Source organism: Streptomyces odontomachi (assembly GCF_024435355.1).
GTDB classification, from domain to species: domain Bacteria; phylum Actinomycetota; class Actinomycetes; order Streptomycetales; family Streptomycetaceae; genus Streptomyces; species Streptomyces odontomachi.
This window is the reverse complement of the sequence record NZ_JAMJWG010000015.1, coordinates 189,165-200,967: the sequence shown is the minus strand read 5'-3', so window position 1 is coordinate 200,967 and position 11,803 is coordinate 189,165. Positions and strand designations below refer to the sequence as shown.

The window sequence follows — 11,803 nt, the reverse complement described above, 5'->3', positions numbered from 1 at the left end:
GCGGTTGTCCGGGCGGTGAGGGAACCTGGTGGGGCACTACGGCGCTGGTCCGGCTGCGCCACCAGACCGCACCAGCCCGACCGGCAATTCTGACGAAAATGCCGCCGCAGCATTTCCTAACCCAACCGAAGCGCCTTCAGCTGCGGGTCGAAGCAGACCAGGCCCAGCCTGTTGGCCACCTGCGCTATATAGGCAGACGCCACGTCCGCACCACTCCACGCAAGCGTGATGTAAACGTATGGCCCACTCGCTCCACCAGAAAGTGGCGTGGAAGCCCAGGGCGTGTCTTCCCCAGCATCCCTGTCGGGCCAGCGATCACTAAGGATGGCCAAAAGTTCGGCGATAGCGCTTACCGTAGGACACACCTCGCCGTCGTCGAGATATTTACGGTACAGGTCTTCGTGCATCTTGACTGCTTCACGATTGCTTGACGGTACGTTCCCTTGCCAGACCGCCAGGTCGTAGCTCATCCCTCACCTCGCGAACAAGCGGATCTCTACGCTGTCAACACATACATGCCGGCCCCTGTCACCACGCCTTCGCCCCACCATAAAGAATCATCTTGACGTCGGACGGCCCAAGTAGATCACCAGGCTCCAGGCCCCAATCAGTCAGCTTGTCGCTCCGCAAAATCACACCCCCGGCATCCGCAAGCTGTCCATACACAATCTTCTGGGGTCGCGATAGCGTAGCTCCCGGACCATTCTTGACCTCGAAAAATTCGGGTGCGCCAAGACCGGGCCCATTTCCGGTAGCGACTATGTCAACGTATGATGTGGTTCCGTCTTTCGCTTCAAGCTTCACGTGCTCACCCATGATCGTGTAACCTCGATCCTGAAGCTCTTGGATAGCTCTTGCTTCACCCTCCTTCCCTTTTTTGCCGGAGTAACCAGGAGGGCAACCTGTAGCGGTGAGGCCGAGCGGGTCAGCCCACCTATGCGGATTGCCCACATAAAGCGTCGGGTTGGGCGCCGGTGCCAGCCCCAACGGATCCGCCGAAAGATACCGCCCCGTCTCCGGGTCGTACGTGCGGAAGTGGTTGTAGTGCAGGCCCGTCTCCGGGTCGTAGTACTGGCCCGGGAAACGTAACGGGGTGTACGCCGTGGCCGTGCGGTTCCATGTGGTCGTGCCCCACAGGGTGGCGCGGGTGTGCCAGGCCACCGTGCCGTCGTCGGCGACGAGTTCCGTCGGGGTGCCGATGAGGTCGGTGACGATGGCGAAGAAGCGGGACGCCGTCTCGTCGTCCTCGACCGGGGCGATGGGGTCGTCCTCGTCCTCGGCGAGGAGGGAGAGGCCGGAGGCCGGCCGGGGGGCGGGCAGGGTTCCGTCGGGTGTGGGCCGGACGGCGCGGGCGATGCGTTCGGTCTGGGCCAGGGGTGTCAGGCCGCGGTGGTCCCAGGTGAGGGTGACCGCCTGCGGCACGGCTTCGCTCGTCGTGGTCTGTTCGCACAGCGTGCTGCCGTCCCAGGTGAAGTCGGTGCGCTCGACGACCGTTTCGCCGTCGGCGGCGAGGCGTTGCTTGCCGGTGCGGCGGCCCAGGGCGTCGTACGTGTAGCGCCAGCGGGTGCCGTCGGGGGTGACGACCGCGATGAGGCGGTCCTCCGGGTCCCACTCGTAGCGCCAGGTGTCGGGCCTGCGGGACAGGCGGGTGCGTTGGCGCAGGGTGATGCGGCCGAGGGCGTCGTGTGCGTAGCGGACCCGGCCCGCGCGGGTGATGCGGGTGCCCTCGTAGGTGCGCTCGCCGGTGGCCTCGTGGCCGGGGTGGCGGTCCGGCCAGGACGCGCTGGTCTGGTTGCCGGCCTCGTCGTAGGCGTACCGCTCGGTCCAGCCGGCGGCGTGCACGGCGGTGACCCGGCCGGTCGGGTCGAGGTCGAAACTGCGGGTGGTGCCCGCCAGGCGGTCCTCGATGCCGGTGAGGTGGCCGTCGGGGCGGTAGCGGTAGGCGCGGCTGCGCAGTGGGCGGGAGGGGTGGTCGGGCGCGGTGAGCAGTTGGGCGGTGAGGCGGCCGGCCGGGTCGAAGGACTGCTCCAGGCGCACCGCCTCGCCGAGCCGGCGGGCCACCTCGCGGCCCGCCGCGTCGTAGCCGAAGTCGAGGGTGCGGTCCCCGACCGTCAGCCGCTCGGGGCGGCCCGCTGCGTCGTAGGTCCAGGTGGACGCGGCGCCGGACGGCGTCACCCGGCCCGTGCGGCGGCCCAGCTGGTCGTAGGTGTACGTCAGGACCCGGCCGTCGACCGTCTCCGACTGGACCCGCCCGAGGTGGTCGCGCAAGACGGTGAGGCTGCTGTCCGGGCCGGTGGTCTGCGCGAGGCGGCCGGTGAAGTCGTAGGCGTACGTGGTGACCCGGCCCGCGGCGTCCTTGCGGGTGACCCGGCCCAGCACGTCGCGTTCGAAGGTGACCGTTTCGTCGAGGACGTTGGTGCGGGAGGCCAGGCGCCCTGCGGCGTCGTACCGGTACGTCAGCGTGCGGTCGTCGAAGTCCGTCTCCGCTATCGGGCGCCCGGCCGGGTCGTAGGTGTAGTCCCAGGTCAGGCCCTGCGGGTTGGTGACGCGGGTGAGGCGTGACTCGGTGTCGTGGTCGAAGGTGTAGCGGACGCCGTCGGGGTCGGTGCGGGCGGTGAGCAGGTCGAAGTCGCCGTAGTCGAAGCGGGTGACGGCGCCGGCCGCGTCGGTGTGGGTGGTGCAGTTGCCCTCGCCGTCGTACGTCCAGGACTCCACCGCGCCGTCCGGAGCGGTCCGGCGGGCCAGGTGGCCTTCCACCGTCCACTCCAGGCGGGTCGTCGCGCCGAGCGGGTCGGTGATCAGGCTCGGGCGGCCGAAGGCGTCACGGTCGTAGCGTGTGACGGCACCGAGCGGGTCGGTGATCTCGACCGGGAGGCCCGCGCGGTCGCAGCGGACCAGGGTGCGGTGGCCGGCGGCGTCGGTGACCGAGGCGAGATGGCCCGCCTCGTCGTAGGCGTACCGGGTGGTGCCGCCCGAAGGGTCCGTCACGGAGGTGCGGTTGCCGCGCTCGTCGTAGGTCTGGCGTACGACCGTGCCGTCCGGGTGCACGATCTTCACGGGCAGGCCCAGATCGTTGTACCCGGCTCCGGTGGCACGTCCGTCGGGGCGGACGACGGTCACCGGTTGACCGGCCTCGTCGTGTTCGACCTGCGTGGTGTGGCCGAGCGGGTCGGTGACGGACAGCAGGCGGTGGCGGCCGTCACGGGTGTAGCGGGTGACCGCGCCGAGCGGGTCGGACTCGGCGATGACCTGGCAGCGCTCGTTGATCAGGTACCGGGTCCGGTGCCCGTGGGAGTCCGTGACGGTCACCGTGTGGTGGCCGGTGGCGGGGTCGGTGGCGCCGTAGGCGAAGGTCGCCTGCATGTGGCCGGCGCTGCCCGACTGGTGGGTGCAGCGGTCCTGGTCGTCGTAGGCGTAGGTGAAGTGGGTGTCGTTGGTGTCGGTCCAGGAGGTGAGGCGGCCCTGGTCGTCGTAGCCGAAGCGGGTGGGGAGGCCGGACGACGTCGTGACCTCCGCGAGATGGCCCTCCGCCGAGTATCCGTAACGGACGAGTTCCTGGTCGGTGCCGTCAGGGGCCGCACCGGCCAGGTGCAGCGCGGTGACATGGCCGTCGGCGGTGGTGAACGACAGGCGGTAGCCGCCGCTGTGGGTCATGGAGAGCGGCGTGCCGTCGGGGTCGTGGGCGATGGTGACCCAGTGGCCGTTGCGGTCGTCGATCTGCTCCAGGATCGCCAGGCCGTCGCCCTGGTCGACGAAGTGACGGACCTGCCCCGTGTCCGGGTCGGTGAGGGTGTAGCCGTCCTCGGTTCGGTCCAGGGGCCATGGTGAGCCGTGGTGCGGCAGCGTGGGCACACCGGGGGCGGGGTGCGGGTAGGAGAGCAGCAGCCCGTCCTCGCCCACGAACACGACCCCGATGGCGTCGATCTCCAGGCGCTGGTCGATCGTGGACGACCACGTCGGGCCGAACCATCGCCCGATCCGGTACGACGACTCGAACTGCCGCCTGAACTCCAGCGGCAGGCTTCCCGGCAGCCGGATGTCGACCTGCGGCAGCAGCATGTGGCCGGTGGCGACGTCGATCGGGTCCTTGACGCAGGTCTTCTGGCACGTCTGGCGGGCGCCGACCTCCGGCCTGGTCTCCACCTCCTTGCGGACCCCACGTCCCAGGAGCCTGTTGACGCCGTCCCGCAGGCCGTCGACGCCCAGGCGCAGCCCGGTGCGGGCGAATCCGGCGCCTTTGGTACCGAGGGCCTCGAAGATGAGCCGGCCGCCGAAGTCGCCGGGAGACTTGGCGAGGCTGTCGAGGGCTGTCTTGACGGCGCGTTCGGGGTGGGAGGCGGTGGAGACCAGGCCGGCGAGGGTCGTGCTGACGCCCTGGAACCACTCCGCCGGGTGGCCGAGGTTGTAGGGGGTTGTTGGGTTGAGCCCGGTCACGAAGCCCACCAGCCCCGCCGCGCCCCTGATGGTGCCGCCGGGGACGCGGTTGAGCTCGGTGCTGGTCGCTTTGAGGACGTCAAGGAACTGGTTGCCGAGCCGGCTGGCCGGCGGCGGCGCGGCAGGGGCGTGCGCCAGGGCCCCCTGTACCGCGGACTCCGCCCGCGACGCGGCCTCGTCACGGCCGCGGCGCGCGTCGGCCAGCAACTCCTGGGCCCGCTGCATGTCCGCCGTGCCGGGATCCGTGAACGACTCGGGCCGGGGCCCGGGGTCCTGCCGGGACCGCACCTTCGCGTTGTAGGCGTCGACACGGGCGTTGTACGCGTCCGTCGCCGTCCGTGACGCCTGCGCGCCCGACTTGTACAGGTCGATGGCTTCCTGCGCCTTGGCCTGCGCCCACTTGACGGTGTCCGCGTAGGCCTCCAGCGCCCCGGCGGCCCGCTCGCAGGCGTCGGCCGCCTCGAGCCACTTCGTGGGGTGGGTCTGGAACTTCTCCCGGAAGGTCTCGCCGGCCCAGCCCTTCCAGTGGCTGGAGTTCACCTTGCGCATGCCCTGGCCGACGTTGTCGAAGGCCTTGTGGAAGTCCCGCAGATGTTGACTGCTCGCCCGGATCCGCTCCGGGCCACCGTGGATGAGTTCCTTGGGGTCCTCCGTCTGGCCGAGTTGCCGTTCGGCAGGGGTGGCTCCCAGGTCGGAGGCGGCCTCGTCGCCCCAGCCCCGCACCGCGTCGGCGGCGTCGGTGAAGCCGGTCCGCGCCAGCAGCCCGCCGGCGTTGTCGGTGGCCCGGTCCAGGCCCTGGCCCACCGCCCGTCCCGCCTCGGCGACGTGCTGCATTCCGCTGCGAACCGAGTCGTCGACGCCCTCCCTGATGCTGTCACCGGCTCTGCTCAGGCCCTGGCCGATGTCGTCGAAGACGCCCATCAGTTCTCACCCCCGCCACCGGCTGCCTCGGCCTGCTGCTCAGTGGCGGCGGCGCGGGCTTCGGGCCCGGGGCCGAAGGCGTCGTCGATCCACTCGTCCGACGCCCCCAGGGCCGACTCGACCAGGTTCACCGCCTGCCCGAGCCCCGAGGTGGGCGAGGTCAGCATGGACCGGAGGGCGTCCTTGCCGGCCTGCTCGCTGTTGTCCAGCGCCTTCTGGAAGGACTCGGGGCTGTAGTCCGATTGCAGGCTCTGGCTCGCCATCTCGCCCCAGCTCATGGCGGAGACCTGGTCCTCGGTGGCGTGCGGATTGCCGATCACCGAGTTCACCAGGGCCTTCAGCGAGTTCTCCTGGTACTCGTCGGTGTCGTGGAACGTGCCCGCGGCCAGGCCCACCCCCTCCGCGAGGTCGTTGCCCTCGTCGACCAGCGAGCGCACTCCCCAGTCCCAGCGGTCGCAGAACGACGCGAACGCCGTCGTCAGACCCGCGTGCCCCAGCTCGACGCCGGACAGCGCGATGTTGCCGAACCCACGTCCCGCTTCGGCCATACCGACCATGCCGAGTGCTCTCAGCTCGCCCAGCGCGTCGTTCAGCCCTTTCACGATCAGATCAAGGCCACCGGTGGCGAGATCCTTGTCCCCGTCGTTGGTCGTCACCGCAGATTCCCCCGTCCATCAGCGACATTTCCTTCAAGTGCCGGTGCCGGTGCCAGTGCCGGTGCCGGTGCCGGTGCCGGTGCCAGCGGTTGCGGTGGGGGTTCCGGTTGCGGTTGCGGTGGGTCGGTCCACCGCGACGGCGTCCGGCACGATGCCCCGTACGGGCGGGAACACCATTCCGTCCACCCCGTCGGCGGCATCCAGCGCCACCCCGCACGGCACCCCCGCGGCACCCACCGCCACGTCCAACAGCAGTGCGCCCAAGATCCGCCGGTACGGCCAGGCCCGGTCCCCCTCGCCGCGCGCCAGCGCGAACCGTGCCAGCGCCGCCTCGTCGGAGAAGGCGAGGATCCAGCGGACACCGTTCAGATCGGCGCTCAGCAGGCCACCGCCGCCCTCGCTGCCGTCCTTGCTGCCGTCCCCACCGTCGTCCCCGCTGTCATCCCCGCCGTCGTCCCCGCTGTCGTCCTCGTCGCGAGGACGGTTCCTGTCCGGCTCGACGCCCACGGGCACCAGCACCGCTCTGCGACGGAACTCACCCAGCAGCGCCGCGAACCCAAGCCGGCGCCGGGCTTCGTCCGGGCCCTCGATGCCGTCGGCCGGCGGCGCGGCAGGCCGCGGCGGTGGCGGTCCTGCCGGCGCCTTCACCGGCGTGGCCGGCACTTGAGCCCTCGAAGTGCCCGTATCCCCCGTAGCACCCGAGGAGGACGGACCGCTGCCGCCCAGATCCGCCAGGCCGATCAGACGGCTCGCGCGCGGGGCCCCTGTAGCCCCGGGTTCCGGCGCCGGCTCCCGGCCCGCAGCGACCATGTCCACGTAGTCCGCGAGCCGGGACCGTGCGACGCCCGATCGAGAGGCCGGCCGTCCCCCATGGTCAGCCATCGACTGCTCCCCCGATCGGACTCGGCTGTGGCCCGCTCCCGGGGCGTCGGTGCCGCAAGCCGGCAGGCGGTGCGTCTGCGTGCTTGCCTCCGGCGGTCACGGACAGCCGATGTCCGTCCCAGGGAGGGGCTCGGTCGGACACGACCGTGCCAGCGGGAGCTGGAAGAGACCTTGGGGAAATCTTGAATGGCCAGGTGAGACGGGGTCCGACGCGCACCGACGCATGTCGGCGCCCGGCTGGTGGCCGGGCGCCGACACACGTCAGATCAGGCGGATGCCGTGACGGCCGTCAGACCGGTGAGGTGACGGCCGTCAGACCGGTGAGGTGACCGTCTGAACCGGCTGGCGCGGCTGGACCGGCTGGACCGGCTGGCCGAGATGCCGGGCGAAGAACCGTACCGCGCTGTCGGCCTCGAACCTGGGCAGTTCCTTGTGCCTGCCCGCATTGGCGTGCAACGTCTTCTCCTTCGAGGAGAAGGCGTCGAACAGTGCCAGGCCGGACTGGCGCGGGATGTGCTCGTCGTCCCACTGGAGCGTGTACTCGACCGGGATGGTGATCTGCTTCGCCAGCTCGGCCAGGGCATCGGGCCAGTGCAGGCCGAAGACCGCGGCGGTGATCCTGGAGTCGGCCACCGTCAGCGGCACCCCGATCGCGGTGCCCATGTTCAGGCCGAAGTAGCCGACCGGTCCGTCGGCGCCGATCTCCGGCAGTCCCTGGAGGGCGTCCAGCGTCGCCCTCCACTCGGGAACGGTGTGCTCCGCCAGGTGGGCGTTGTAGCGGACGACGATCGGCCCTTCCGGCTCGCCCGCCTCCCGCGCCCGGAACAGCTCGGCGATCTCTTTCTCGTCGTGCGCCGTACGTGGCCGGTCGCCGTGCCCGCGCACGTCGATGCAGGCGACGTGGAACCCGCAACCGGTCACGAGGCGCTCTGCCCGGCCCGACATCGCCGGTGCCTTCTTGTGCGTGCCGCCGCCGTGCCCCATCAGCACCAGGGGCGCACGATCGGAGCCGGGCGCCGGCGACCAGAGCACGCCGGGGACCTCGCCCACGGTGAAGTCGCGCGTGAGGACACCGTTCGACGACGTCTCCGCGGTGAAATGGATGGGATGCGCAGAATACTCGGAGTGCTCGGAGTGCTCGGAGTGCTCGGAACGAGCTGAAGAGTACATAGGTGGTTGCCTTTCGGGAGTGCCTTGTTGTCGAGGCGCTCCCAGCGACACCTGTGTCACATGCGCATGAGCAACCGTGAAGAAGAGGGGAGCACCCACAGCGATACAGCGTTCACGGGTCTCACCTCCTTGCACGACGTTCACGGCTGGCCGGCAAGCTACCAACTCGCACGCCGTCCCCGCCAACCTTTTTCCGCGAAGCCCGACCTGCCCCGCGCACCCACCCTCCACCCCGGACCCGGCCCCAGACCCAACCCTTGCTTCATCTATCGATTTTCGATAGATTCCCATCGTTATTCGATGGAGTGGTAGAGGGGTGGGTCATGGGAAAGCTGGCAGTGCGTGCGCTGCGCGCCGTGCTCGCGGTGGTGCTCGCCGGCACCGTGTGCATACAGGCGGGGATGGTGTGGACGCTGGCCAGCGGGAACGACCCGGAGGACGGGTCACTCCCGCTGACCGCGTTTCGCGTGATCACGATCCTGGGCATGGTGTCGGTCCAGGTCGCCGTGGTCTGCGTATGGCGGCTGGTGGCGATGGTGCGACGCGGAACCGTGTTCTCCCACGCCGCCTTCCGGTACGTGGACGGCGTCATCGGCGCGATCGTGGCGGCTGCCCTCATGTGGTTCGTGGTCACGGCCGTCAACGCGCCGGGCCAGCGGGACGACCCGGGCGTCACCGTCATCATGGGCGGCATCGGCGTGGCCATCCTGGGGGTCGCGCTCATCGTCCTCGTGTTGCGGATGCTGCTCGCCCAGGCCGTCGCGCGCGACGTCGAGGCGGCGCAGATGCAGGCCGAGTTGGACGAGGTGATCTGATGCCGATCGCCGTCGACATCGACGTGATGCTGGCCAAGCGGAAGATGTCCGTGGGTGAGCTCGCGGACCGCATAGGGATCACCCCCGCCAACCTGGCGGTCCTCAAGAACGGCCGCGCCAAGGCGGTGCGCTTCGCGACGCTCGCCGCGCTCTGCGAGGTGCTCGAGTGCCAGCCGGGCGACCTGCTGCGCTGGGAGGCGGGGGACGCGGCGGGCGGATGACGTGCCCCAGGGCGGGCGTGATGGCCGCGAGACTGATCGCGCGCGATCAGATCCAGTCACGCCAGCGGGGTGCGATGAGGGCGGCCAGTTCGTCGTAACCGCCGCTGCCCGGGTGTGCACCGTCGCCGGTGCGTACTTCGTCCATCCACACGGCACTGGCCAGCAACGGCCGGTGGACGGACACGTAAGGGACCGCTGCGGCACGGCAGACATCGGCGAACCGCTCGTCGAGCCGTGCCGTACGGGAAGCGTGCTCGGCCTCGTCGACGGGTGGCGGGCCGACCACCAGGACCCGCCACCCCCGGTCGGCCGCCCGGCCGAGCAGCCGGGCCAGGTTGGCCGACGACTCGTCCGGGGCCACGCGTGGCCGGCCGTTCTCTTCCGTGGCGTCGTTGACGCCGAACGACACCACGACCCGCAGATCGGTGCCGTCCCTGAGCCGCTGATCGCATTCGCCGTACCAGCGGGCGAGGACATCGGAGGACGTCTGGCGCCGCACGCCCAGGTTGTAGCAGGTCAGCGGCTGCCCCTCAGCGAGCGCCCGTGCGGTCAGCCGGCCCGTCCACCCGAGGCAGAGCGGATCGCCGAACCCGGCGACGTAGGAGTCACCGACGAAGCACACACGCAGGTCCCGAGTCACGTGAAACGACCTCCACACGGTGGGAGTGGCCGGGAAAGGACCCAGTAGACCCCCGCGTCACGCTGGTCGTCGCCCGATTTCGGGTGGCTCGTTCAAGGTCGTGAGGCACATCGGGCGGACCGTAGCGGGCGAGCTTCGGGAGAGGTCTCGAGACGCCCGGGGCAGGGTGGCGCCCGACGCATGACAAATGACGGGCAACGGACCACGGACGACGCATGACGAACGACGCGTCACGAAAGCGAATGACGAGGTGGAGGGTCGAATGAAGCGGATCGGGCACGGCCGGCTGATCGCGGCGGGCGTTGCCGCCGCGGTGGTGGCCGGATTAGGCCTCACCGGTAACGCCAGCGCAGCCGACACCAGGGGCGAGGCCGCCACGCAGGACGAGGCCGCCACGCAGGACGAGGCCGCCACGCAGGACGAGGTCGTCGTCCAGGACTCCGACGAACTGGCGGAGGCCATGGCGGACGCCGGGGCGGGCGACCGCATCGTCCTGGCGGACGGCGAGTACGAGATCGGCAAGCTGAGCGGCCGGCACGGCACCGAGTCGGCCCCCATCGAGATCGTGGCCGAGCACCGCGGCGAGGCGACCATCACCGAGGGGCAGCTGGAGGTCAGCGACTCGTCGTACGTGACGTTCGAGGGCCTCACCTGGACGAACAGCGACACGCTCAAGATCGACGGTTCGAACCACGTACGGCTGACCCGGAACCACTTCCACCTCACCGAAGAGGAATCGTTGAAGTGGGTGATCATCCAGGGTGAGGAGAGCAACCACAACCGGATCGACCACAACCTCTTCGAGGACAAGCACCAGCTGGGCAACTTCATCACCATCGACGGCTCGGAGACCCAGCAGTCCCAGTACGACCGGATCGACCACAACTACTTCCGGGACATCGGGCCGCGCGCCGAGAACGAGATGGAGGCGATCCGGGTCGGCCAGAGCGACATCTCCCGGTCGGACGGGCACACGGTCATCGAGTCCAACCTCTTCGAGGACTGCGACGGCGATCCCGAGATCGTCTCCGTCAAGAGCAACGAGAACGTGGTGCGGTACAACACGTTCCTCACCTCGCAGGGCGTGCTGTCCCAGCGGCACGGCAACCGGGGTGAGTTCTACGGCAACTTCTTCCTCGGCCGCGGGAAGGCGGGCACCGGCGGCATCCGGATCTACGGCCAGGACCACAAGATCTACAACAACTACTTCGAGGGCCTGACCGGCTCGGGTTACGACGCGGCACTCCAGGTGGACGGCGGCGACGTGGACACCTCCGGCGCCCTCAGCTCGCACTTTCGGGTGTACCGGGCGACGATCGTGCACAACACCTTCGTGAACGACGTGTCGAACATCGAGGTCGGCGCCGACTACGACCTCGCCCCGGTCGACTCGGTGATCGCGGACAACGTGGTGACCGGCGGCGAGGGGAAGCTGTTCAACGAGCTGATGGCGCCGAAGAACATGACGTACGCAGGCAACATCGCCTGGCCCACCGGCTCCGCCACCGTCGGCGACGTGCCGGACGACGGCGTCCAGGTCACCGACCCGCTGCTCGCCGAGGACGGCACCCTGTACCGGATCGCCGCGGACAGCCCCGCGGTCGACGCCGGCACCGGACCCTACGACTTCGTCACCGACGACATGGACGGCCAGGCCAGGGCCGGAGTGCCGGACACCGGCGCCGACGAGTACACCACCGAAGCGGTGACCCGTGGCCCGCTGACCGCGACCGACGTCGGCCCTGATGCGGACGCGTCGGACCTCGGGCGCTGAAAGATCGGCCGTGCCCGGGTCACATCCACAGGTGCGCGCCGGTGACGCAAGCCGCGGGCCGGCCACGGTCCCGGCTCGACGCCGATACCCGCCCTGACCGGCAAGCCCCCGGCTCCGGGGACGCGGACATCACCGCCCGTCCCCCGAGCAGGGGAACCCGACGCCCGCCCAACGCGGCGGTCGCACCGGCGCCACGCGCCGCCTCGTCCGGCCGGGGCGTCGGTGCCAAACTCGACAGGACCGGACGAGTGCGGTGACCGGGGAGGGGTCGGTGTCCGGTGTGGCAGCCT

General features: G+C 70.1%; 9 protein-coding genes. 3 read left to right on the top strand and 6 right to left on the bottom strand.

Annotated features, from left to right (window positions below):
- Nucleotides 1-116: 116 nt before the first annotated feature.
- From NQO67_RS28240 to NQO67_RS28220, 5 genes are all read right to left on the bottom strand, one after another.
- Nucleotides 117-470: a hypothetical protein gene (locus NQO67_RS28240; protein WP_255953102.1), complete on the bottom strand. Its 354-nt coding sequence runs from the start codon at nt 468-470 to the stop codon at nt 117-119.
- A gap of 58 nt (nt 471-528) precedes the next feature.
- Complete coding sequence (locus NQO67_RS28235; protein WP_255953101.1) at nt 529-5,355, bottom strand: putative T7SS-secreted protein; 4,827 nt, start codon at nt 5,353-5,355, stop codon at nt 529-531.
- On the bottom strand, nt 5,355-6,011 hold the full coding sequence (locus NQO67_RS28230; RefSeq protein WP_255953100.1) for a hypothetical protein: 657 nt from the start codon (nt 6,009-6,011) through the stop codon (nt 5,355-5,357). Before NQO67_RS28230 ends, NQO67_RS28235 begins: the two co-directional genes overlap by 1 nt.
- Before the next feature lie 33 nt (nt 6,012-6,044).
- Complete coding sequence (locus tag NQO67_RS28225) at nt 6,045-6,674, bottom strand: hypothetical protein (RefSeq protein WP_255953099.1); 630 nt, start codon at nt 6,672-6,674, stop codon at nt 6,045-6,047.
- Nucleotides 6,675-7,205: 531 nt separating this feature from the next.
- The gene (locus NQO67_RS28220) at nt 7,206-8,063 is read right to left on the bottom strand and encodes an alpha/beta fold hydrolase (protein WP_255953098.1); all 858 of its coding nucleotides are present in this window, start codon (nt 8,061-8,063) and stop codon (nt 7,206-7,208) included.
- Between the two features lie 323 nt (nt 8,064-8,386).
- Between NQO67_RS28220 and NQO67_RS28215 the strand changes: the two genes are divergently transcribed.
- Together NQO67_RS28215 and NQO67_RS28210 are read left to right on the top strand one after the other, a co-directional pair.
- A complete protein-coding gene (locus tag NQO67_RS28215) occupies nt 8,387-8,878 on the top strand; it encodes a DUF2975 domain-containing protein (protein WP_255953097.1) in 492 nt (163 codons plus the stop codon).
- Nucleotides 8,878-9,099: a helix-turn-helix domain-containing protein gene (locus tag NQO67_RS28210; RefSeq protein WP_255953096.1), complete on the top strand. Its 222-nt coding sequence runs from the start codon at nt 8,878-8,880 to the stop codon at nt 9,097-9,099. Before NQO67_RS28215 ends, NQO67_RS28210 begins: the two co-directional genes overlap by 1 nt.
- Nucleotides 9,100-9,145: 46 nt before the next feature.
- Here the strand turns inward: NQO67_RS28210 and NQO67_RS28205 are convergent, their stop codons facing one another.
- A complete protein-coding gene (locus NQO67_RS28205; RefSeq protein ID WP_255953095.1) occupies nt 9,146-9,739 on the bottom strand; it encodes a DUF459 domain-containing protein in 594 nt (197 codons plus the stop codon).
- 262 nt (nt 9,740-10,001) lie between these two features.
- Here NQO67_RS28205 and NQO67_RS28200 point away from each other — a divergent pair, with 262 nt between their 5' ends.
- On the top strand, nt 10,002-11,513 hold the full coding sequence (locus NQO67_RS28200; protein WP_255953094.1) for a polysaccharide lyase 6 family protein: 1,512 nt from the start codon (nt 10,002-10,004) through the stop codon (nt 11,511-11,513).
- Nucleotides 11,514-11,803 lie beyond the last annotated feature (290 nt).

Excerpts from the sequence above, each read along its gene's own strand:
- NQO67_RS28200 (WP_255953094.1), top strand. The coding sequence starts at position 10,002 with ATGAAGCGGATCGGGCACGGCCGGCTGATCGCGGCGGGCGTTGCCGCC.
- NQO67_RS28215 (WP_255953097.1), top strand. The coding sequence starts at position 8,387 with ATGGGAAAGCTGGCAGTGCGTGCGCTGCGCGCCGTGCTCGCGGTGGTG.
- NQO67_RS28240 (WP_255953102.1), bottom strand. The coding sequence starts at position 470 with ATGAGCTACGACCTGGCGGTCTGGCAAGGGAACGTACCGTCAAGCAAT.
- NQO67_RS28220 (WP_255953098.1), bottom strand. The coding sequence starts at position 8,063 with ATGTACTCTTCAGCTCGTTCCGAGCACTCCGAGCACTCCGAGCACTCC.
- NQO67_RS28235 (WP_255953101.1), bottom strand. The coding sequence starts at position 5,355 with ATGGGCGTCTTCGACGACATCGGCCAGGGCCTGAGCAGAGCCGGTGAC.
- NQO67_RS28210 (WP_255953096.1), top strand. The coding sequence starts at position 8,878 with ATGCCGATCGCCGTCGACATCGACGTGATGCTGGCCAAGCGGAAGATG.